The 21,355-nt window shown below is 63.5% G+C and carries 20 protein-coding genes; 9 read left to right on the top strand and 11 right to left on the bottom strand.

Features of this window, described 5'->3' with window-relative positions:
- The first annotated feature begins 27 nt into the window (after positions 1-27).
- From BCY88_RS14760 to BCY88_RS14750, 3 genes are read left to right on the top strand one after another with little or no spacing between them, the layout of a single operon-like run.
- On the top strand, positions 28-960 hold the full coding sequence (locus BCY88_RS14760; protein WP_183081369.1) for a heme/hemin ABC transporter substrate-binding protein: 933 nt from the start codon (positions 28-30) through the stop codon (positions 958-960).
- Positions 960-2,048 (top strand): FecCD family ABC transporter permease, encoded by a 1,089-nt coding sequence (locus BCY88_RS14755; protein WP_120344951.1) that lies wholly within the window; start codon positions 960-962, stop codon positions 2,046-2,048. The genes BCY88_RS14760 and BCY88_RS14755 overlap by 1 nt, the downstream gene beginning before the upstream one ends.
- Positions 2,049-2,088: 40 nt before the next feature.
- The gene (locus tag BCY88_RS14750; protein ID WP_120344950.1) at positions 2,089-2,937 is read left to right on the top strand and encodes a heme ABC transporter ATP-binding protein; all 849 of its coding nucleotides are present in this window, start codon (positions 2,089-2,091) and stop codon (positions 2,935-2,937) included.
- Between the two features lie 9 nt (positions 2,938-2,946).
- On the opposite strand, the gene BCY88_RS14745 is transcribed toward BCY88_RS14750, so the two are convergent.
- On the bottom strand, positions 2,947-3,852 hold the full coding sequence (locus BCY88_RS14745; protein ID WP_120344949.1) for a LysR family transcriptional regulator: 906 nt from the start codon (positions 3,850-3,852) through the stop codon (positions 2,947-2,949).
- A 383-nt stretch (positions 3,853-4,235) separates the two neighbouring features.
- Between BCY88_RS14745 and BCY88_RS14740 the strand changes: the two genes are divergently transcribed.
- The 4 genes from BCY88_RS14740 (at position 4,236) to BCY88_RS14725 (ending at position 9,489) form a co-directional block, all read left to right on the top strand.
- Positions 4,236-4,967: a gluconate 2-dehydrogenase subunit 3 family protein gene (locus tag BCY88_RS14740; RefSeq protein ID WP_120344948.1), complete on the top strand. Its 732-nt coding sequence runs from the start codon at positions 4,236-4,238 to the stop codon at positions 4,965-4,967.
- The gene (locus BCY88_RS14735; protein ID WP_120344947.1) at positions 4,967-6,745 is read left to right on the top strand and encodes a GMC family oxidoreductase; all 1,779 of its coding nucleotides are present in this window, start codon (positions 4,967-4,969) and stop codon (positions 6,743-6,745) included. The genes BCY88_RS14740 and BCY88_RS14735 overlap by 1 nt, the downstream gene beginning before the upstream one ends.
- Entirely contained in the window at positions 6,742-8,115 is a 1,374-nt protein-coding gene (locus BCY88_RS14730) for a c-type cytochrome (RefSeq protein WP_120344946.1), read from the top strand. Before BCY88_RS14735 ends, BCY88_RS14730 begins: the two co-directional genes overlap by 4 nt.
- Positions 8,116-8,295: 180 nt before the next feature.
- Positions 8,296-9,489: a porin gene (locus BCY88_RS14725; protein ID WP_120344945.1), complete on the top strand. Its 1,194-nt coding sequence runs from the start codon at positions 8,296-8,298 to the stop codon at positions 9,487-9,489.
- Between the two features lie 6 nt (positions 9,490-9,495).
- Here the strand turns inward: BCY88_RS14725 and BCY88_RS14720 are convergent, their stop codons facing one another.
- The 9 genes from BCY88_RS14720 to BCY88_RS14680 form a co-directional block, all read right to left on the bottom strand.
- The gene (locus BCY88_RS14720) at positions 9,496-10,353 is read right to left on the bottom strand and encodes a helix-turn-helix domain-containing protein (protein WP_120344944.1); all 858 of its coding nucleotides are present in this window, start codon (positions 10,351-10,353) and stop codon (positions 9,496-9,498) included.
- Between the two features lie 136 nt (positions 10,354-10,489).
- Entirely contained in the window at positions 10,490-11,044 is a 555-nt protein-coding gene (locus BCY88_RS14715) for a carboxymuconolactone decarboxylase family protein (RefSeq protein WP_120344943.1), read from the bottom strand.
- A 119-nt stretch (positions 11,045-11,163) separates the two neighbouring features.
- On the bottom strand, positions 11,164-11,352 hold the full coding sequence (locus BCY88_RS14710; RefSeq protein ID WP_183081367.1) for a hypothetical protein: 189 nt from the start codon (positions 11,350-11,352) through the stop codon (positions 11,164-11,166).
- A 28-nt stretch (positions 11,353-11,380) separates the two neighbouring features.
- Complete coding sequence (gene phbB / locus BCY88_RS14705; protein ID WP_120344941.1) at positions 11,381-12,124, bottom strand: acetoacetyl-CoA reductase; 744 nt, start codon at positions 12,122-12,124, stop codon at positions 11,381-11,383.
- Between the two features lie 140 nt (positions 12,125-12,264).
- Positions 12,265-12,831, bottom strand: coding sequence for a TIGR01841 family phasin (phaP, locus tag BCY88_RS14700; protein WP_120344940.1), 567 nt, complete (start codon positions 12,829-12,831; stop codon positions 12,265-12,267).
- A gap of 100 nt (positions 12,832-12,931) precedes the next feature.
- Positions 12,932-13,129, bottom strand: a complete 198-nt coding sequence (locus BCY88_RS14695) for a hypothetical protein (RefSeq protein WP_120344939.1) — start codon at positions 13,127-13,129, stop codon at positions 12,932-12,934.
- Between the two features lie 595 nt (positions 13,130-13,724).
- Positions 13,725-14,831 (bottom strand): porin, encoded by a 1,107-nt coding sequence (locus BCY88_RS14690; RefSeq protein ID WP_120344938.1) that lies wholly within the window; start codon positions 14,829-14,831, stop codon positions 13,725-13,727.
- Between the two features lie 83 nt (positions 14,832-14,914).
- A complete protein-coding gene (locus BCY88_RS14685) occupies positions 14,915-16,243 on the bottom strand; it encodes a uracil-xanthine permease family protein (RefSeq protein WP_120344937.1) in 1,329 nt (442 codons plus the stop codon).
- Positions 16,244-16,273: 30 nt separating this feature from the next.
- Entirely contained in the window at positions 16,274-17,389 is a 1,116-nt protein-coding gene (locus tag BCY88_RS14680) for an aryl-sulfate sulfotransferase (RefSeq protein WP_120344936.1), read from the bottom strand.
- Between the two features lie 104 nt (positions 17,390-17,493).
- On the opposite strand from BCY88_RS14680, the gene BCY88_RS14675 reads away from it, so the two are divergent.
- Positions 17,494-18,450 carry a LysR family transcriptional regulator gene (locus tag BCY88_RS14675; protein WP_120344935.1) on the top strand — a complete coding sequence of 319 codons (957 nt, stop codon included), beginning with the start codon at positions 17,494-17,496 and terminating at the stop codon, positions 18,448-18,450.
- Here BCY88_RS14675 and BCY88_RS14670 read toward each other — a convergent pair.
- The gene (locus BCY88_RS14670; protein WP_120344934.1) at positions 18,443-20,635 is read right to left on the bottom strand and encodes a tetratricopeptide repeat protein; all 2,193 of its coding nucleotides are present in this window, start codon (positions 20,633-20,635) and stop codon (positions 18,443-18,445) included. The two genes, BCY88_RS14675 and BCY88_RS14670, sit on opposite strands and share 8 nt — an antisense overlap.
- Positions 20,636-20,923: 288 nt before the next feature.
- Between BCY88_RS14670 and BCY88_RS14665 the strand changes: the two genes are divergently transcribed.
- On the top strand, positions 20,924-21,325 hold the full coding sequence (locus BCY88_RS14665; RefSeq protein WP_120345027.1) for a DUF2946 domain-containing protein: 402 nt from the start codon (positions 20,924-20,926) through the stop codon (positions 21,323-21,325).
- Positions 21,326-21,355 lie beyond the last annotated feature (30 nt).

The raw sequence follows: 21,355 nt of genomic DNA, 5'->3' as shown, positions 1-21,355 counted from the left end.
GAAATGAGCGGCAAATTGGGCGGAACAATGCGCAAAGAATCGAGCGGCAACGTCGGCGGCGGTCGCATCAGCAGGCAACGGCGCCGCCTCATGTTCGGCGGCGGCGCGTTATTGCTCGGCGCGCTGCAGCCGCCAGCGTTCGGCAAGCCGCAGCGGCGCGTGATCGTGGTCGGCGGCGCGCTCGCCGAGATCGTCTACGCGCTGGGTGCTGAAGGTACGCCTGACAGCGCGGGCAACCTGCTGGTCGGCGCGGATACGACCTGCAGTTATCCCGCCGCCGCGCGCGCGTTGCCGAAGGTCGGTTATCAGCGTGCGCTGTCGGCGGAAGGTTTGCTGTCGCTGCGGCCCGATCTGATCCTGGCCTCCGCCGAAGCGGGACCGCCTAACGTTCTCGCACAAGTCAAACAGGCGGGCGTCGCTGTCGTGTCGTTCGCCGAGCAGCACGATGCAAACAGCGTGCGCGACAAGATCACGGGCATCGCCAAGGCACTCGACGTGAACACACAGGGCGACGCGCTACGCGCCCGTTTCGACGACGCGTGGCAGCGCGCCCGCGACACGGTTGCCAGGTCGCCGTTGAGCGGGCGCAAGCAAGCGCTACGCGTGCTGTTCGTGCTGAATCACACCGGCAATGCGGCGATGGTCGCCGGTCAGCACACCGCCGCCGACGCAATGCTCGCCTATGCCGGCGCGCGCAACGCGATGCAGGGCTTCAACGGTTACCGGCCGCTCTCGGCGGAAGCGCTGGTCAGCGCCGCACCCGATCTCATTCTGACGACCGACGAAGGCCTGAGCGCGGTGGGCGGCGCGGCGGCCATGCTGGCAAGTCCGGGATTCGCCGCCACGCCCGCGGGACAAAACAAATGCGTCGTCGCGCTCGACGCGCTGTTCCTGCTCGGCTTCGGCCCCCGTCTGCCGGATGCCGTGACCACGCTGAACCAGCGGCTCCTGGAGGCTTGATGGATACGGATATCGCGGGACTCGCACCCGTCCCGCCGCGCACGCTCGCCGAACGGCGGCGGCATGCCGCCCGCCTGATGCTGGGCGCGCTCGGCATCGCGACCGGGCTGGCGACGCTCGCGGCGATCTGCGTCGGCGCTTATCGAATCAGCCCAGCACTCGTGTGGTCCGCCTTGCTCGCGAGCCCCGCCGAACTGGCGAGCGACGCGTCGCTTCAGCAGGCCCGCGCGGTGCTGCTCGAGATTCGTCTGCCACGCGTGCTGCTGGCCTTGCTGGTCGGCGCGGGCTTCGGTTCGACAGGCAGTGCGTTGCAAGCGCTGTTTCGCAATCCACTGGCCGATCCCGGATTGATCGGCATCTCCAGCGGCGCGGCGCTCGGCGCGACGACACTGATCGTGCTCGGCCCTGTGATCGGCGCCGTGAGCCTCGGCTGGCTGCCGCTTGCCGCGTTCATCGGCGCGCTGCTCGTGGCGACGCTGGTGTACCGGCTCGCCGCCGCACGCGGCAGACTCGCGCTGCCGCTGCTGCTGCTCGCCGGCATCGCGATCAACGCGCTGGCGGGCGCGGCGATTGGCCTGCTCACCTATCTCGCCGACGACGCACAACTGCGCTCGCTCACCTTCTGGAGCCTGGGCAGCCTGGGCGGCGCGCAATGGCGCGTACTCGCCGCGGTCGCGCCGTTCGTGCTGATCGGCGCCGCGCTGATCGCGCGCAACGGCCACGCGCTGAACGCGCTGCAACTCGGCGAGGCCGAAGCGCAGCATCTCGGCGTACCGGCCCAGGCAGTCAAGCGCACCGTGCTGGTGGCGTCGGCATTGGGGGTGGGCGCGCTGGTGTCGTGTACCGGGGTCATCGGTTTCATCGGCCTCGTGGCGCCCCATTGCGTGCGGCTCGCTTGCGGTCCCGACCAACGCGTGGTGATGCCCGGCGCCATGCTGCTCGGCGCGACGCTGACCGTGCTCGCGGATCTGGCCGCGCGCACCGTCGCCGCGCCCGCCGAAGTGCCGCTCGGCATTCTGACCGCGCTCATCGGCGCGCCCTTCTTTCTCGCGTTGTTGTGGCGCAGCCGCAGTCAACTCGGTCTGTGACCCACTCAGACGCCCCAGACCTCATGACGGAGAGCATGCGATGCTCATCACCAGCCACCTTTGCATCACCCGCGGCAACCGGTCCATCCTGCGCGACCTTTCGCTGACGATCGAACCCGGACGTTTGACCACGCTGCTCGGCTGCAACGGCGCCGGGAAAAGCACCCTGCTGAAAGCGCTGGCGGGCGAGTTTCATGGTCATGGTTCAGGCGGCGCCGCGCAGCAGAGCGGTTCGACCACGCTCAACGGCGCGGTGCTGGCCGACATCCCGCCGAAGCACCTGGCGCGGCTGCGCGCCGTGCTGCCGCAAGCGTCGAACCCGGTGTTTCCTTTCACCGTCGAGGAAATCGTGCTGCTCGGCCGTTATCCGCACGCAGCAAACGGCGCGGTGTCGCGCGAGGATCGCGGCATCGTCGCCGAGGCACTGCTGCTTGCAGGCGCCGGGCCACTGGCAGGCCGGGAAATCACGACGCTGTCCGGCGGTGAACTTGCCCGTGTCCAGTTTGCCCGCGTGCTCGCGCAAATCTGGCCGCGCTCCGGCATGGCAGGCAAAACCGGTCAAACAGGCGACCTGCCAGATGAAGCGCCACGCTATTTATTGCTCGACGAGCCGACCGCCGCGCTCGATCTTGCGCATCAGCATCGTTTGCTCGAAACCGTGAAGGCATTGACGCGCCGCTGGCACATTGGCGCGCTCGCGATCGTGCACGATCCAAATCTCGCCGCCCGCTATGCGGACGCGATCGCCTTGCTGGCAGACGGCACGATCATCGCGCAAGGCGCGCCGCACGACATCATGCAACCGGCGCTGATCGAACGATGCTTTGGTTTCGCCGTGCGAATGCTGGACGCAGGGGACGGCTCGGCACCGGTCGCGGTGCCGGCCTGAGCGCCGGCGTTATGCTCCACCGCCGAGGAACCCCACCAGCGCCGCCGCGCTCGCGCTCAACTGATCGCGCGACTTGAAGATCATGATGAGACGCCGTACCGCCCAGGCATCGCTCAAGGACAGCAGCCGCACGTCGAGCGCATTCACATAAAGCAGCGCCACCTGCTCGGGCACGATCGCAATGCCAAGGCCCGCGTGGACCATCCGGCACAACGCGTCGAGACTGCTGACGCGAATCTTCACGTCGAGCTGCCGCCCCGCACTCGCCACCGCCTGCTGCGCGAGCAACTGGGTCAGCGCGCTCTCGCTGCGCAGGCCGACGAAGCTGTCGTCGAGCAAGGCCTCGAACGCCACGCGCGGCACGTCGGCGAGCCGATGACCCGCCGGCACCAGCACCGCCAGCCGATCCTCCCGATACGGCACCTGCTCGAACGCTTCACTGCCCGCCACCGAATTGCAGATGCCGAAGTCCGCGCCGTGTTCGCCGACTATACGCAGCACGTCCGCGCTGTTCTCCTCTTCCAGTTCGATCGACACCTCCGGAAACACGCGTCCGAATGCCGCCACGTCTTCGGGCAAAAACTGCACGATCGACGAGAGATTCGCCACCACGCGGACCCGCCCCTTCGCCCCCGATGAAAAACGCGACAACTCGGCGCTCATCTGTTCGATGTTGCCGATGATTGCCAGCGCATAGCGCAGCACGGTCTCGCCAACCGGCGTCACCGTAATGCCGCGCGACAGCCGCTGAATCACCGGCAAGCCGATCAGCGCCTCGATCTCGGCAATGCGCCGGCTCACGGCGGACGACGCGATGAACTCGCGCTCCGCCGCGCGCGCGATGTTCTGCTCCTGGCAGACGGCGACGAACAGGCGCAGCGAGGTGAGGTCGAGTTTCTTCAGGAGGTTTTCCATGGTGTCGCCTGGCGGGGAATCTCTCGATTGTGACGTGCCTTGCCTGATTCACCAAAACGCCGCCCATCGGGACCCGGCGTGCCGGCGAGCGGCGCCGGGCCCCTTGCCGCAAAGGTGTCCCGCGCGGCGAGCATCCTGAAACGTCGCTTTTTCGCGTCAGTTTCAGGATGCGCCCCGCCGCCCGCCCACGGGCCACAGGGGCTGAAAAACACCTATGATTTAAAAGCGATTTTTCCCGGAAGGCGGCATTTAATCACTTCAGGAAACAGCTTATTGTAAAAAAGTAGAAACACTTTGGAACCGGTTCCATTTACCATGACGCCGCAATCCGACGACTGCCCCGGAGCCCGCTGGCGCGCTCCCTTTTCGTGACAAAGAACAATATGGCTCAATCTCCTCTCACCTCCCGCCGCGGCTTCTTACGCACGGCCATCGCGCTGGTTCCCGCCGGAACCCTCGCCGGCTGCGAAGTCAAGCAGGCCGACACGAGCGCCCAGGGCGCGAGCGGCGCTGCCGCCACGGGCCAGGCTTCCGGCGCTGACTACAAGCCCCACTTCTTCGACGCGAAGGAATGGGCCTTCGTCCATGCCGCGGTCGACCGTCTGATCCCCGCAGACAGCGAAGGCCCAGGAGCGGTCGAAGCCGGTGTGCCGGAATTCATCGACCGGCAGATGGACACGCCGTACGCGCACGGCGCGCTCTGGTACATGCAGGGTCCGTTCCAGCAAGGCGCGCCGGAACTCGGCTACCAGCTGAAGCTCGTGCCGCGCGATCTGTACCGGCTCGGCATCGCCGCGGTGAATGCCTACTGCACGAAGACCTACTCGCATCCGTTCGACGCCCTCGACGCGCCGACCCGCGACACCGTGCTCGCCGCGCTCGAAACAGGAAAGATCGATCTGGCGGACGTCCCGGCTATGGTCTTCTTCGGGCAACTGCTGCAAAACACCCGCGAAGGCTACTTCTGCGACCCGATCCACGGCGGCAATCGCGACATGGGCGGCTGGAAGATGATCGGCTTTCCCGGCGCGCGCGCCGATTTCATGGACTTCGTCAACCAGAACGGCCAGGCCTATCCGTATGGCCCCGTGTCGATCGAAGGAAAGCGCACCTGATGACCACGCAAACCAAACCCCACGCCGACGCGGTAATCATCGGCTTCGGCTGGACCGGTGCGATCCTCGCCAAGGAACTCACCGAGGCCGGACTCAAAGTGGTCGCGCTCGAACGCGGCGAGTATCGCGACACCTATCCGGACGGCGCGTATCCGAACACGATCGACGAGCTCACCTACAACGTCCGCAAGAAGCTGTTCCTCGATCTTTCGAAGACCACCGTCTCGATCCGTCATAACGTCGGCGAAACGGCCCTGCCTTACCGGCAGCTTGCCGCGTTCCTGCCGGGCGAAGGCGTCGGCGGCGCGGGCTTGCATTGGTCGGGCGTGCATTTCCGCATCACCCCGGAAGAACTGCGTCTGAAGAGCCACTACGAAGAACGCTACGGCAAGCGCTTCATTCCCGAAGGCATGACGATCCAGGATTACGGCGTCAGCTACGAGGAACTCGAACCGCATTTCGACTTTGCCGAGAAAGTGTTCGGCACCTCGGGCCAGGCTTATAAGGTCAACGGCAAGGTGGTCGGCGACGGCAACGTATTCGATGCGCCGCGCAGCGACAACTTCCCGCTTCCCGCGCAGTTGAACACCTACTCGGCCGAGCGCTTCGGCAAGGCTGCGCGCGAACTCGGACTGCACCCGTACCGCCTGCCTTCGGCGAATACGTCGGGGCCGTACACGAACCCATATGGCGTGCAGATGGGGCCGTGCAACTTCTGCGGATTCTGCAGCGGCTACGCGTGCTACATGTACTCGAAGGCGTCGCCGAATCTGAACATCCTGCCTGCCTTGAAGCAATCGCCGAACTTCGAATTGCGCTCGCGTTGCCACGTGCTGCGCGTCGAACTCGACGATACGAAAAAGCGCGCCAAGGGTGTGACATACGTCGATCCCGCCGGCAACGAAGTCTTTCAGCCCGCCGATCTCGTGATCGTCGCGGCGTTCCAGTATCACAACGTCCACCTGCTTCTGCTGTCGGGTATCGGCAAGCCGTATGACCCGATCTCGGGCGAAGGCGTGGTCGGCCGCAATTTCGCGTATCAGAACCTCTCGACGATCACCGCGTTCTTCGATAAGGACACCTTCACCAATCCGTTCATCGGCGCGGGCGGCAATGGCGTCGCCGTCGACGACTTCAATGCCGACAACTTCGATCACGGCCCGCTCGGCTTTGTGGGCGGCTCGCCGTTGTGGGTGAACCAGGCGGGCACCAAACCGATCAGCGGCATCGCGACACCGGCCGGCACGCCGAACTGGGGCGTGGACTGGAAGAAATCGGTAAAGGATCACTACGCGCACACGATTTCGATGGATGCGCACGGCTCCAATATGTCGTACCGCGACGTGTTCCTCGATCTCGATCCGACCTATCGCGATTCGTACGGCCAGCCGCTGCTGCGCATGACCTTCGACTGGAAGGACAACGACATCAAGATGGCGCAATACGTGACCGGGCAGATGCACAAGATCGCACAGCAGATGGGGCCGAAATCCATCGGCGTCTATACGCGCGAATTCGGCGCGCACTTCGATTCGCGCCGCTATCAGACCACTCACCTCGTCGGTGGCGCGATCATGGGCACCGATCCGAAGACGAGCGTGCTGAACCGCTATCTGCAAAGCTGGGACGTGCACAACGTGTTCGTAATGGGCGCCTCCGCGTTCCCGCAAGGCATCGGCTACAACCCGACCGGCCTCGTCGCCGCGCTCGCCTACTGGTCGGCGCGCGCGATCCGCGAGCAGTATCTGAAGAACCCCGGGCCGCTGGTGAGCGTATGAAGAAGATCGATATCCAACGCCTGGGACAGGCATTCAAACGCGCGGGCGTGGCGTCTTTCTGCGCTGCTACAACCCTGTGTGCGCCGCTCGCCGCGCACGCGGCGGCTCAAACACCCGCTCAACCGCAGGCCGATGCGGCCCTGATCGCGCACGGCGAATACCTCGCTCGGGCCGGCGATTGCATTGCCTGCCATACGGCGCAATCGGGCAAACCATTCGCGGGCGGCCTGAAGTTCGACACGCCGATTGGCGCGATCTACTCGACCAACATCACGCCCGATCGCGATACCGGCATCGGCTCGTGGACCTTCGCGCAGTTCGATCGCGCGGTGCGTGTCGGCGTGCGGCCGAACGGCGACACGCTGTATCCGGCGATGCCGTACCCGTCTTATGCGCGCCTGAGCCAGGACGACATGCATGCGCTGTATGCGTACTTCACGCAAGGCGTTGCGCCGGTGAACCAGGCGAACCGTGCGGTCGATATCGTCTGGCCGCTGTCGATGCGCTGGCCGCTCGGCATCTGGCGTTATCTGTTCGCGCCGGAGCCCGTCACGTTCGACGCGCAGCACTATGGCGATCCGGTGGTCGCGCGCGGTGCGTACCTCGTGCAGGGCCTTGGCCACTGCGGCGCCTGCCACACACCGCGCGCCGTAACGATGCAGGAACGCGCATTGAGCGATCTGGACGGCACCACGTTTCTCGCAGGCGGTGCGGCGATTGACGGCTGGGTCCCGTCGAGCCTGCGCGGCAATCCACGCACCGGCATCGGCTCGTGGAGCGAAGCCGATCTCGTGCAGTTCCTCAAAACGGGACGCACGCAGCACAGCGCGGCATTCGGCGGCATGACCGACGTCGTTCAGCACAGCATGCAGCACATGAGCGACGCCGACCTGACCGCCATCGCGCGCTACCTGAAGACACTGCCGTCAACCGATCCGCAGGAAACGCCATACGTGTACAACGATACGGCGGCCCACGCGCTGCGTACCGGCGACGCCACGGCACCCGGCGCCGTCGTCTATCGCGACAACTGCACCGCCTGCCACCGCAGCGACGGCCGCGGCTACACGCGCGTGTTCCCGGCATTGGGCGGCAATCCAGTGGTACAGGGCAAGGACGCGACCTCGCTGATTCACGTGCTGCTGACCGGCAACACGCTCGAAGGCACGAAGAGCGCCCCGTCCTCGTTCACGATGCCGGCCTTCGGTTGGCGTCTGAACGATCAGGAAGTCGCCGACGTCACGAACTTCGTGCGCAACAGCTGGGGCAATACCGGTTCGACGGTCAGCGCGGCGGAGGTCGCCAAGGTTCGCAAGACCGTCACGGTGCGAGCGCCCGAGATGCCGCCAGGTGCCGCACTAAGTCATTGACATCGCACGAGCCCTCGCTGCGCGTTGGCGATCAGCACGCGCAGCCAGGATCGCCCAAGCCGTTTCCCCCGCTACACGCAATCCGCTCCGTGGTTCGGGAGCGGATTGCGTGCGTGCGGAAAAAAGAGAGATCGCCACGCAGGCGACCTGAAATAGACGATCCAACCAGACTATAAAACGATGAAAAAGCAACTGATTGCTGCACCCCTGCTGTTGTCCTTCGCCGGCATTGCGGCCGCGCAGAGTTCCGTCATGCTGTACGGCATCGTGGATGCGGGCATCACGTATCGCAGCAACGAACGCGCCGGCACCACGGGTGCTTACACGGGACACTCGAACGTCGCGGCGACGAGCGGCAACCTGTCCGGCAGCCGCTTCGGCATCAAGGGCCAGGAAGATCTGGGCGCTGGCTGGAATGCCCTGTTCCTGCTCGAGGACGGCTTCGACATCACCAACGGCAAGACCGGCCAGAACGGTGGGCTGTTCGGCCGTCAGGCGTTCGTCGGCATTGGCAGCCAGCAATACGGCACGGTCACGCTCGGGCGCCAGTACACCTCGCTGAACGACTTCGTCGCGCCGGTTGCGCCGGTCGCGATGGTCGGCGGCTACGGCGCGCATCCGGGCGACATCGACGATCTCGATCAGACCGCGCGCGTCAACAATTCGGTCAAGTACACGAGCGCGAATTACTCGGGATTTACGTTCGGCGCGTTGTACGGCTTCGGCGGTCAACCGGGAAGCCTGAAGCAGCAGAATACGTGGAGCGTGGGCGCGGGGTACGGCAACGGCCCGCTGCACGTAGGTGTCGGCTACGAGCGTTCGGACAACAGCAAGACCGGGACGAAAGATTCGACCTACGGCAAATGGAGCGGCACGGACGACGGCCTGTTCAACTCCTCGATCAACGAAGGGTACGCGAGCGCGCAATCGCAGCAGATCATCGCCGCGGGTGCGACGTACAATTTCGGCCCTGCCATCGTCGGCCTGAACTACAGCAACGTGCAGTACCGTTCGGGTGCCGATTCATTGTTCAACGGGCATGCGACCTTCAATGTCGCGGGCGTATTCGGGCAGTGGACGATCCGCCCGGCGGTGCAGCTTTTCGCGGGCTATAGCTACACGCGTGGCGGCGAGGTGCAAGGGGTGGACGAACGCGCGCAGTATCACAACGTCACGCTCGGCGCGCAGTACAACATGTCGAAGCGCTCCACGGTTTATCTGATGGGCGGCTATCAACACGCGTCCGGCGTCACGCTGGACGCGCTCGGCAATCCGGTCGCGGCCACCGCATCGGTCAGCGACAAGGGCAACGGCCACTCGTCGGACGCGCAGTCGCAAGCGATCGTCAGCATCGGCTTGCGGCACCGGTTCTGATCAAGCTCAGTGCTGTTGCGGGAGCGCGCCGATCATCTCGAGATGCCGCTCTTCCGTTTCGTCGTCCGCGGGGAACATGCATTCGATACGCAGTTCCTGCGCGGCGACGCTTTGAGGCGTGCCCACGGTGGCGACCATTGAAAAGTAGTTCAGGACCTTGCCGTCCTTGACGAAGCCGATGGGAATCACCGGCATGGCCGCGGCAGTCGACCCGGTTCCCACGGCCTTCGAAGAAGCGTTCAGGTCCGTCTGGACGTCCGGATAGGCACGCAACGCGGCAAGCAACTCATGTGTCTGATCGTCGACCACACGGCCGACCGACTCCCGGTAGACACGCTGAATCAGACTATTGGCCACAGCTTGCCAGTCGGCCACGAACGGGCGCATGCCATGCGGATCGAAAATCAGATGCAACATGTTGCGCGGCCCCTTGCGCGCGGCCATATCGATGAAGCAATTGAAGAAGCGCGGCGCCGATTCGTTGGTCATCAGCACATTCCAGTAGCGATCCATGACGAGCGCGGGAAACGGTTCATGCTGCTGCAACATGCGCCCGAGCGCCTTGGTGACGCTCTGCATTTCCTGCGCGTTCCACGCGCCGTCGGCATACATCGGCGCATAGCCCGCTGCCAGCAGCAGCGTGTTGCGTTCACGCAGAGGAATATCGAGCGCCTGGGCGAGATCGAGCAGCATCTGGCGGCTCGGCGCGCTGCGGCCGCTTTCGACAAAACTGATGTGCCGCTGTGAGACACCCGCGTTGAACGACAGGTCCAGCTGGCTGACGCCGCGCATGTCTCTCCAGTGACGCAATAACGCGCCGAGTTCATTCGGCGGCGTCTTCCTTTCGGGATTCGCGGGATTCATCGGTCTATTTTCCGCAAGTCGGTACAGATCAGGTTGGGTGAGCGGTGGCGCCCGAGCATCCGTGAATGTCCGGCGCCACCGGTCAGTCGAGCCGCGCCGGTCAGCATACTCCCTGTTACCGGGCGGCTCTGCGAGATCAGACCTGGGCGGTCCAGGCGTACTCCTGGAAAGGCGCTTCAAGCGCAGGCTTCGTGATGTTGCCGGCGTAGTTCGTGATCGTGGAAGCGGCTAGCACGGTGAGAACCTCGAGCACCTGGTCCTTGCGAAAACCCGCCTCGATAAACTGGTTCACGTCATGGTCGCTCAGGTGTCCGCGCTTCTCGATCGCGGTTTTCGTCAAGGCCGAGAGCGCCGCATGCTCGTGATCGGCAGGCGCGCGGCCGTGGCGAATCGCTTCGACGTCGGCGGGCGACAGCCCCTCTTTCAATGCCAGAGCCGTGTGAAATGCAACGGCCCAGGAGCATGCGTTCGTCACCGCGTTAGTCAGCAACAGGGTCTGGATCTGCGCTTCCGTAAAAGTGCCGGAATGGACTTTCTGGAAGATGCCGATGAAGCCGCCGATCAGCACCGGCGATTCAGCCATGGCTCCCGCAATGTTGGGGATCAGGCCAAAGTTCTGCTGGAGTTGCCGCAGCACCGGCCGGGATTGTTCAGGTGCTGAATCAATCGTATGAATCTGGAACGTCGACATGATATGTCCTCGATCGTATGCGCCGCTCGGGATGAGTTGCGCGATGACCGAAGATTAGGCGCGTGCGTGCGGCTCGCCAATTACCTGGGATGTAATAGGTTCGAGCCGCCGGCACGCCCTCACCTGCGGCGCGAGTGTCGATCGGCGCGATCGGGCCGCGCCTTGCTCCAATGCGCCCAGTAGTGAAAATGATCCAGTTGCCGGAGCCGCTTTCGATGCATCTGCTCCCGGTAATAATGAGCGGCGACCAGCACGGGTGCTATCGCCAGCACGAATGAACCCATCACGATTCCCACTGCTTCACTCATCGCAACCTCCATGGCGGAACGACCAGCTTCACTGCAGGTGCTGTCCCCCATTGATTGCAATGTTGGCGCCGGTTACGAAACCCGCTTCGCGCGAGCACAGGTACAACACCAGTGCGGCGACTTCATCGGGTTGTCCGAGCCGGCCAACCGGAATCTGCGGAATGATCTTCGTCTCGCGGATCTCCTCGGGCACTGCCATCACCATCTTCGTCGCGATATAGCCCGGCGAGACTGTGTTGACGGTGACGCCTTTCTTCGCCACCTCGAGCGCCAGCGATTTGGTGAAGCCATGCATGCCGGCCTTCGCCGCTGCGTAGTTGGTCTGGCCGAACCCGCCCTTGGAGCCGATAATCGACGACACGTTGACGATGCGCCCCCAGCCGCGCTCGACCATGCTGTCGCACACAGGCTTCGTCATGTTGAACACCGAATCGAGGTTGGTCCGGATCACCGCGTCCCAATTAACCTTGTCGAGCTTTTTGAAGCTGGCGTCCCGCGTGATGCCGGCGTTGTTGATCAGAATGTCGACCGGTCCGACCTCGGCTCTGATTTGCGCCATGCATCTTTCACATGAGTCATAGTCGGCGACGTCGACCGTGTAGGCGAGAAATTGCCGCCCCTGCGCTTCCATCCGGGCGAGCCACTCGTTCGCACCGGCGTTGCCCGGCGAGCAGGTAACCACGACCGCATACCCGGCGTCATGCAGCTTGATGCTGATCGCTTCACCAATTCCACCCGTTCCACCCGTCACCACCGCGATCTGCTTTGCCATTGCATCGTCCTCGTAAAAGCTGGCGCCGCGCTGCTCTGAAGCAACACGAATTTCAGTCGATCAACGAGATTCCCCATCCATCAGGAATCCTTCATATATTACACAAGCATTCAACGCGGGCATTGCCGCCCGCGTGAGGTTTAGCGCTTTGCGCTCGCAGCGGCGGGAGCCGGCCCTGCGTCGCTGCGCCCGCTGTTCGTCGCGGTGGCGGTGACTGCCTCAAGATTGCTCTGCGCCATCGTCACGGCCTGTTGTCCCGTTTTCTGCAGCGTTTCGAACAGGGTCGTGGTCGAGGCAATTGCGGACTTCCACGCAGCGATCGCGGCTTCCGAACCAGACGGAGTACGCTTGGCCGCTTCCTCCACGAGTGACTGCACGCGATTGTTGTACCGCTCGTAGTACGCCTCTACGAGTTGCGTGACTTCAGCCTGCGTAGCCGATGCGATCTCGAACACCTGGCGGCCGTATGACAGCGATTTTTCCGCGCCGGGTCTGGCGGATTCTGCTTGCAGCGCGAACCATTGCTGCGGCTCCGCTCCAGACACCTTCGCGATGCTCTCCTGCGTCTCGGCCAGCGTGGCCCTGACGGCCTGCAGGTTCAGAGCAGCCAGTTTTTCGACGCCTTCAAAAATCTTTCCGGCCACGCCGAAGAATGTGTCGACGTTGGCCTGTACAGCGGCGTTCTGCTCGGGACTCAATAGAGTCATGGTTGAATTCCTCAAATTTTGATCAGGCACGCGAAGCCCCGCGCGGACGGATTACCGCGGATCGCGATGGTGGATGAATCGAAGCAGGTGCCGCCGATGCCTAGCGCATCCTGGCAACCGCCTTAAGAATGGAATCGCCTTCGCTTGTGATCTGAGGACGCGAACGTCCCGATGCGAGGTTTTCCAGTGAAATGAGCTGCCGCTCGAACAGGGCGTCGAGCTCGGCGCGGCCCAGTTCGATCTGATCCGGCGCGTTCTTGATGAGCATTAAGGTAGCAAATTCATGGGGACTCAGCATATCGTCTCCTCGATTTAGTCTATCTGCACGGGAAGCATTAATTACCCCCTCCGGCCTGTATGCCCGGCAAATATTTCTGCCGTCTCCGTAGAGCAGTCGTTCGAGAAACCGCCTCACGGAGACGCCATCATAACCGTTAAATTTTCAAATGCAATATGCGGAGTGCGTTTTATCAAAACAGCTGTTTTGTCTGTTTAATTCTGTTTTGTCTGCTTAATACCTTTGTATTTTTCGGCCTCCGCCATCCTCGGCACAATCCCTTAAACCAACCGTCCAGCATGCCTTACAGGCGAATTCATCCAAGCCTGTAACGTTTGAAAAGATGGCTTACTAACAATATCGATTCATTTCGATTTCACTGGACTTGTATTTATACGTGAACACCATATTCACGCACCACCACTTTAATCCAGGCAATCCATATACCCGGACATTGCGAACTATTTATTACAGCGCGAATGAGTTTTCGCAATACTCTATATTTCAATCGGCAACAAAGTCTGCCTGCTTATTTATCGGCTCGAACACCACAACCAGGAATATCACTGATCGCGCCGGGGCCGGCGGCGCAGATTGGCGCCGCTCCACGCTCAAATCAGAACAAATGATGTATCCCGCTTAGAAACACCGTCTGCCTGCCACCCGAAGCCGCTCCGATTCCAAGCGTATTCGCCACGGCCCCGCCGCCGGCGGTTTCGAACATCAGGTCCGCGTAGACCTGCGTCGCTTTCGAGAGCGAGTACACGTTTGCGACAGTGAATTGCGTCCAGCGGCGCCCGGCGAGTGTCGCGCTCCACGCTCCCGCCTCGATTTCCTCTGCTGGCGTCAAGCGCACGTTGACGCCGCCGTCGATCGTGCGAAAGTGCTCGTTGCCGCCGTCAGACTGAATCCGCACGTCCGTGGCAAGCGCATGCAGTGTCACGCGTTCAAAGCGGTACGAACCGCCGAGCCCCATGTCACGCACCTGCTTCGCGTTGAAGGTAGCGCCGGGCGCGAGTGTCTGCCCTTCAAACGACGTCAGGCCCAGTCCATTGGAAAGCGGCAGCAAACGGTCGCGGTATTCGGAATACACCGCCACCAGTTTGAGCGGCCCATTCATATAGTTGGCGCCGAAACTGATGGTCCGCCCATTGGTGTTGCTCGCCGACGCGCCGGGAAATCCGTAGAGCGCGCCGAAACTCAGCCCGCTGTAATTCGCGCTTTTCCATTTCACCGTGCTCGACAGTTGTACCGGCAAGGTGCTTCCGAGGCCATCGAGATTGCCGGGGTGAAACGCGGAGAAGTCGCCGAGCAGTTGACCCGTCGACACCGAGCCGAGCCAATCGAAATTCCAGTCGGTCTGGCGGCCGAGCGTCACCGTGCCCAACGTCGGATCGGATATTCCTACGTAGGCCTGACGATTGAAGAAGGTGCTGCTGCTGGCCGATGCGCCGGTTGTCGTGACGAAACCGCTTTCGAGCCTGAACACCACAGAACGCCCGGCACCGATATCTTCGACGCCCTGAAAACCGAACCGGTCGGCCTGGAAGGTGCCCTGCTCGGCGAGATACGCATGGGCGCCGTGCAGGTTGCTCACATAGCCGAGACCGGCGTCGAGACTTCCATACAGCGTGACACTGCTTTGAGCGTTGGCCGCAGTGGAAACGACGAGCGCAGCCATGCACGCGACGTCCGCCGCGCGGAAAGCGAAATTGGTTTTCATGGAGAAAGGATTGAAGCGTTTGAGGAAGAACTGCGAGGACTGGTGTTACAGCCAAAAACTGAAGCAGAAACTGAAACCGGAAATCAGATTGCCGGGACCTTCTCCACAGGCCTCACGCGCCACGTGCCGAACACCAGATTGACGACGATCGCGGTGAGTGTTCCCGCCGCCATGCCGTTGCCCAGTACGATCTGCGAATAGCCGGGAAAGGATGCATACACGTTGGGAACCAGGATCGGCAGCAGGCCCACCACGAGCGCGGCGGCGAGCGTGTACTGATTGCCGCGTGCATGCAGATCGACCTTGCCGAGCAGATTGACGCCCATCACGCCGATCATCGCGAATACGATCAGCGCCGTGCCGCCTACCACCGGCGCGGGGATCGCGTAAGCGAAGCGCCCGAGCGGCGCGAACAGCGCAATGACCATCAGCATCGCACCGGCTGTCGCGGTCACGTAGCGCGAGCGCACGCCGGTGGTTTGCACGACGCCGATATTCTCCGCGCTCGTAATGATGAGCGAGGTGCCCAGCAGCGAGCCGAGCAGCGACGCCACGGCGTCGCCGCGAATCGTCCTCGGCACGTCGCGGCGCATGTCGATCTTCCTGCCGGTGATCTCGCCGACGGCCACTGTCTGCCCGGTCGCCTCGGCCATCGAAATCACACTGAAAATCAGCATCGGCAGCGCGGCAAGCACGTCGAAGCGTGGCATGCCGAAGGGCAGCAAAGCCGGCAGGGTAAAAAGCGGACCGGCCCACATGCTGCCGGCGGGCATCAGTCCGATTGCCCAGCCCGCACACGTGCCGATCGCGAGGCCGATCAGCACGGCGAGCCGCCCCACCGTGCCCTTGAACAGGCGCGCGACGGCCAGCGTTGCCACGATCGTGAGCAGCGCGAGACCCAGGGACTGCGGCCGCGCGAAGTCAGGCGTTCCCGGCTGGCCAACAATGATGCCGGCGTAGATCTTGATGAGACTCACCGAGACCAGCAGCAGCATCGTGCCCACTACTACTCGCGGGAAAAACCGCAGGCAGCGTGCGAATACCGGCAGCACGAGCCAGTAGAACAGGCTGGTGAGAATCGCCGCTCCCGCGGCAGTGCGCAAGTCCGTTTGCGTGGCGATGACCGCAAACAGCATGGCGGGCGCGCCGCCCGGCACCATCACGAAGGGCAACCGCGAACCGACCGGCCCCGCCCCGAGCGATTGCAGCAGCGTGCCGGCGCCGCAGGCAAAGAAGGTCGCGCCGATCAGTTGCACGGTCATGCCCGGGGAGAGCGACAACATCCGCGACACCAGAAAAACCGCGGTGACGGGCGAGGCCGCCATCGACAGGACATGTTGCAGGCCGAACAGCACGAGTTGCCACGCGGGCAAGCGCGCATCGACGCTATGAGTGGCTGGGTCTGGATTCACGTTACCCCCGGGGGATCGAAAACGCGGCGTTCAGGCACGCAGCCACGGCAACTGCTCGCGGCTGTAGCGGAAGGTCTGGAACACGCTGTTCAACTGGCCGGGGCCGGTTTTGCGCGCTGCGTCGTCCGGGTACTCGCCGAACCAGGGAATCACGTATTCCCACACCACCTCGCCCGCGGGCGTCACTTCGAAGAGGCGGCCCGTCGCCGACTCCGTAATGTGCGTGTTGCCGTTCGCGAGCCGCTGCGCGTTGCCCATGAAAGCGCTGTAAAACGCATTCACCATGTCGTCGGCATACGACCACACAACTTCGTTGTTCTTCGGATCGATCTCGAGCACGCGCGAAAAAGCCACGTGCGCGCCGGCTCGGAAGTTGCCGTTGTCGAAGGTGAGAATGTTGCCGTTGGCGAGCGCCACGGGGGCATGCTGATGCGACACCACGCTCGGTGGAATGTGCAGCGTGACGCTGCCGGTCTCGCGCTCGACGGCGATGATGCCCGACGTGGTGCGCAGGCTCATCAGCACCTCGCCCTTCGCATTCACGCCGAGCCCGTTCACGAGCGGCCAGTGATAGCGGCCAAAACCGGGCGCGATCGGAAAGTCTTCGGGCTTCAGGTGCTCCCACGCCTTCCATTCCCACACCAGTTCGCCCGCGCGATTCACTTCGCGGATCACGTCAGCGTACATGACTTCGTCGGGGCCGTGCGCGGTGCCGCCCGGCACGCGCTCGGCAAACCCTGCCGGCACGGATGCGCACGCGGCGTACAGCAGATTGCCGTTGGCGAGCCACTGTGCGTCGTGATGATGCGCGGGATCTTCGTAGTGCCAGACCACCTCACCGTCAGGCGTTACTTCGGAGAAATCGCCGCCGTGCCACATCGACCACGGTGCGTAACGGTTTTCCGATTTCGCATGGTTGCCGTTGTAGCCGAGATTGCCGTTGGGGAGAATCACGGCGTGGCGGCCGGCCCGCACCGGCATCTTCCATTCGTGTACGACCGTGCCGTCGATATCGATGAGATAGACGTGGCCACCCGCCGTTTGCGGGGCAATCAGCGTATACCCGCCGAATGAAACCCTGGGGTCGTGAGCAATGAGGCCGACGCCGCGGCGCCGCTGGGTAATTTGATCGACTGTTGTGGTCACGGTTCGCTCCGTTAAGATGATGAAGCGAAATCTAGGCTATCCGTTCCGTCAATAAAACCTGATTATTCTTTACGGCCCGTATGGAAAAACTATACGGTTGATTTATGCGTCCAATATCGCAGACATTCCGTTGTTTCGACGAAGTGGTCAGACGTGGTTCGATCCGCAAAGCGGCCGACTCACTGCACCTGACCGCGGCTGCCGTACACCAGCAAATCCTCAACCTGGAAGAGCAGGTCGGCTCGCCGCTGTTCGACCGGTTGCCGCGCGGCATGCAACTCACCACGGCCGGCGAGATCATCATTGCTGCGGTGCGGCGCGGTCAGCGCGATTTCGATAATGCGATGACTCAGGTGGAAGATTTGCGCTCGCTGCGGCGCGGGCACATCAACCTGGCGGTGTCGCCATCCACGGCCGAGCGGCTGGTGCCCGAAGCCATTCAGGCGGCCATGCAGAGCTATCCGGGCGTGACGTACAGCGTGCGCTCCGGCAACGGCGAGAGCATCCTCAAGTGGGTGGAGACCGGCGAGGCCGACATCGGCTATGGCCTGCGCCGCAAGCCGCCGCCAGGCGTCGTGGAGGTGCGCGCTTTCTCGCAGCACCTTGGGCTCGTCACGCCGCCGGGGCATCCGCTCACGAAGCTCGGCAAACGGCCTCGTTTGCGCGACTGTCTCGACTACCCGCTCATTCTCATGACACCCGACACGGAATTGCGCGCCATGGTGGATCAGATCGATCACCGTGAGCAACGCAAGGCGCGGCCGCTCGTGGAAACGAGTTCGGTTTCGATGGTGCGCCGGCTGATTGCTGACGGTGTCGGCATCGGCTTCCTGATCGGGGAGAACGTCGCGGAGGATGTAGCGCAGCGCAAGCTCGCGTGGACTGCGCTAGCCGATGCCGGCGCGAAGTCGTTCAGCTGCCTTTATCAACGCTCGGACCTGACCACGACCGTCGCGATGAGCATGTTCCTGCAGTTCCTCGGCCAGGCGATCGAAACGACCGAGAGTCAGTTTCATGCTTCGCCGCAATCGGGGCGCAAGCGTGCGCAGCGGGTCAAGTGAGGAGTCCGGATGTATTTGCCAAGACGGGAAATTGTTCCATACAGGCCTGTCTCACGCGCTCGACCGTCACCGGCCAGCCCTCCCCTGCGGCCCGGCGAAACAGCCGCAGCGTGTGCGGATACCAGGGCGAATCGCTGCGTTCGTGCATCCAGCGCCAGTCGATGTCCTTTTCCGGCAGCATCACCCAGCACGGTTTGCCGAGCGACGCGGCCAGATGCGCCATCGACGTATCCACGCAAATCACCAGATCGAGTTGCTCGACGATCGCCGCAGTGTCCGCGAAATCGCTCACGGCCGAACCGAGCGCCAGCAGCGGCTGACCGGCAGGCGGGTTGTGCGCCTCATCCTCGCCCTGGCCTTTCTGCAAGCTCACGAAGCTCACGCCCGGCACGCTCCAGAGCGGCGCGAGCGTGGCGAGTGTCGGGATCGAGCGGTTCTCGTCGTTGTGGTGTTTCGCATTGCCCTTCCAGACCAGCCCGATTTTGCGGCCGGCCGGCAGGGTCTCGAGCATCGGCCGCCACTTTTCGACGAGCGACGGCTCGGCCGTGAGGCGAACCGGGCGCGGAATCGTATCGACAGTGGTGCGCAAGTGCAGCGGCGCACTCAACAGGCTCGTCCAGCAGTCGTAGCGGGATGCCGCCACGCGGGCGAATGCCGTGTCGTGATCGAGCACCGCATCGATGCCGTCCACCGAAGCCATCAATCGATGCAAGGCAGGCATACAGGCAAACGCGATATGGACGGGCCCTTGTGCCTTGAGTAAGGCGAAATAGCGGCTGAACTGCACCATATCGCCCAGCCCGTCTTCCTGCCAGACCAGCAAGGATTTGCCGGAAAGCGTCTCACCTTGCCACTGCGGACAGCCCAGCATGGAACGCGTCTTGTGATGCACGAAACCCGGCTGATCGTAGCGGCACTCATACAAGCGCCAGCCCTCCTCGAAGCGGCCCATGCCGAGCAGCAGCACGGCGAGACCGAATCTGGCGTCGCCGTAATCGGGGCGTAAAGCCAGCGCCCGAAGGTATGCAGCCTCGGCCTCGGGCAGCCGCTTGAGTTGCGCCAGCGCGGCCCCGACGTTGTAGTGCGCCTCAGCCATATCAGGACGCAGCGCGAGCGCATGCGTGAAAGCCTCGATGGCTTCGGGCAAGCGGTCGAGCAGGCGCAGCACGCAGCCCAGGTTGTTATGCGCATGGACGATGCCGGGCTGACAGCGAATCGCCTCCCGGTAAGCCGCTTCGGCTTCAGGCAGGCGCTCCAGGTTGGACAGCGCGAGGCCGAGGTTGTAGTACGCCTGCGCATAGTCCGGGCGATGCGCGATGGCCTGCCGGTATGCGGCTTCAGCCTCAGGCAGACGCCAGAGGTCCGCCAGCACCGCACCGAGGTTGAGGTAGGCCTCCGGGTAATCCTGGCGAATAGCCAGCGCGAGCCGGCAAGCCAGTTCGGCCTCGGGCAGGCGCAACGCCGCCTTCAACGCGCCGCCGAGGTTGTTGAGCGCCTCCGGATACTGGGGCTTGATGGTCAGCGCCTGCCGGTACGCGGTGTCCGCGTCGTCGACACGCCCGAGGTCCATCAGTACGTTACCCAGGTTGTTGTACGCCTCGGCATGCGCGGGCAGCCCGACCAGAGCCTGACGGTAGGCCGCTTCGGCTTCCGGCAGGCGGTGCAGTTCGTGCAATACGATGGCGTGGTTGTAGTGCGCCTGGGCATAGCCGGGATGGATCGCGACCGCCTGGCGATACGACGCCTCGGCCTCGGCCTTGTGGCCCATCCCGTAGAGCACCGTGCCGAGATTGTTGTGCGCGTCGGCCTGGCCGGGCCGCAGGGCGACCAGTTGCCGATAAACCGCCTTGGCCGCCGAAAGCCGCCCGAGCGATTTGAGCAGCATGCCGAGACTGCTGTACACCTCGGCATAGCCGGGCTTCGCGCGCAGACATTGGCGCCAATAGTTTTCCGCCTCCGGCAGATTGCCCAATCCATACGAGCAGGCCCCGGCAATATTCAACGCGTCGGCCCGCGCGTCTTCCTGTTCCGTTAAGTCGGCATGCGGTTCGAGGAGCGGCATCACCAGCGCCAAAGCCGCGGCGAATTCCCCGGCCGAACAGAGCGACGCCGCCTGCTGATTGACGCCGGTGATCGAAGATGCCGAAGATGCGCGCGTCTGCGTGGATGTCTGCGTTGATGCCATGAGTCGTCGTAGTGGGATCGGCTGCGTTCAGGCCGGGTCAATCGCGCGTTTTCATGCTTTATTCATGCCCTATCCGCGCCCGCTTCAGCATGGCGCGCATCCGCGCATTGGCGCTGGAAAGCGCAACCTGAAGCACACAGCTTACGGCAAGCGGCCGGACGGCAACGCCTGGAAATGAGTGGGTTTCGGGCTTCTAATCCCACGCTATATCCCATGCAATAAGCGGAATCACTCGAGAAAAGAATGCGTGGCAATGCTAGAATCGCCCGCGTCTTTACGTTCGCCATCATGACTCCACACTCCCGCAACCGCATGACCGCATGGCTTGGCCTGATCGCCATGTGGCTCGTCGTGTTCGCGCCGGTCGTGAGTCAGGTGCTGGTATCGAACCGCGCGAACGAACCCTTCGCCGCGCTCTGTTCGGCGCTCCAGCCGCACAATCAGAGCCTGGCGAGCCCGTCCACGCAAACCAGCCCGGCGCCGGTCCATCTCAGCCACGACGACGCCTTCGGCGCCTGCGGCTACTGCCACCTGCTCGAACACCACGTCGCCATGCCAAGCGTCGCGGCCGTCGAACCGCCGGCCGCGCTTGCGCTCGCCGGCACCGCGCCGCCCGCCCTCTCCACCCGCTTCACACCGCTTGGTGCGTTCCCGTCCGGACGCCCACGAGATCCGCCCGTCGTTTCCTGATCGCTGCTGTTCCTGATCGCGCATTTCGCA

It is taken from the genome of Paraburkholderia fungorum (assembly GCF_003610895.1).
GTDB classification, from domain to species: Bacteria; Pseudomonadota; Gammaproteobacteria; order Burkholderiales; family Burkholderiaceae; genus Paraburkholderia; species Paraburkholderia fungorum_B.
The sequence above is the reverse complement of the archived record's forward strand: the minus strand, read 5'-3'. Positions and strand labels throughout refer to the sequence as shown.

Coding starts and splice junctions, on each gene's coding strand:
- BCY88_RS14760 (WP_183081369.1), top strand. CDS start 28: ATGCGCAAAGAATCGAGCGGCAACGTCGGCGGCGGTCGCATCAGCAGG.
- BCY88_RS14755 (WP_120344951.1), top strand. CDS start 960: ATGGATACGGATATCGCGGGACTCGCACCCGTCCCGCCGCGCACGCTC.
- BCY88_RS14750 (WP_120344950.1), top strand. CDS start 2,089: ATGCTCATCACCAGCCACCTTTGCATCACCCGCGGCAACCGGTCCATC.
- BCY88_RS14745 (WP_120344949.1), bottom strand. CDS start 3,852: ATGGAAAACCTCCTGAAGAAACTCGACCTCACCTCGCTGCGCCTGTTC.
- BCY88_RS14740 (WP_120344948.1), top strand. CDS start 4,236: ATGGCTCAATCTCCTCTCACCTCCCGCCGCGGCTTCTTACGCACGGCC.
- BCY88_RS14735 (WP_120344947.1), top strand. CDS start 4,967: ATGACCACGCAAACCAAACCCCACGCCGACGCGGTAATCATCGGCTTC.
- BCY88_RS14730 (WP_120344946.1), top strand. CDS start 6,742: ATGAAGAAGATCGATATCCAACGCCTGGGACAGGCATTCAAACGCGCG.
- BCY88_RS14725 (WP_120344945.1), top strand. CDS start 8,296: ATGAAAAAGCAACTGATTGCTGCACCCCTGCTGTTGTCCTTCGCCGGC.
- BCY88_RS14720 (WP_120344944.1), bottom strand. CDS start 10,353: ATGAATCCCGCGAATCCCGAAAGGAAGACGCCGCCGAATGAACTCGGC.
- BCY88_RS14715 (WP_120344943.1), bottom strand. CDS start 11,044: ATGTCGACGTTCCAGATTCATACGATTGATTCAGCACCTGAACAATCC.
- BCY88_RS14710 (WP_183081367.1), bottom strand. CDS start 11,352: ATGAGTGAAGCAGTGGGAATCGTGATGGGTTCATTCGTGCTGGCGATA.
- phbB (WP_120344941.1), bottom strand. CDS start 12,124: ATGGCAAAGCAGATCGCGGTGGTGACGGGTGGAACGGGTGGAATTGGT.
- phaP (WP_120344940.1), bottom strand. CDS start 12,831: ATGACTCTATTGAGTCCCGAGCAGAACGCCGCTGTACAGGCCAACGTC.
- BCY88_RS14695 (WP_120344939.1), bottom strand. CDS start 13,129: ATGCTGAGTCCCCATGAATTTGCTACCTTAATGCTCATCAAGAACGCG.
- BCY88_RS14690 (WP_120344938.1), bottom strand. CDS start 14,831: ATGAAAACCAATTTCGCTTTCCGCGCGGCGGACGTCGCGTGCATGGCT.
- BCY88_RS14675 (WP_120344935.1), top strand. CDS start 17,494: ATGCGTCCAATATCGCAGACATTCCGTTGTTTCGACGAAGTGGTCAGA.
- BCY88_RS14670 (WP_120344934.1), bottom strand. CDS start 20,635: ATGGCATCAACGCAGACATCCACGCAGACGCGCGCATCTTCGGCATCT.
- BCY88_RS14665 (WP_120345027.1), top strand. CDS start 20,924: ATGACTCCACACTCCCGCAACCGCATGACCGCATGGCTTGGCCTGATC.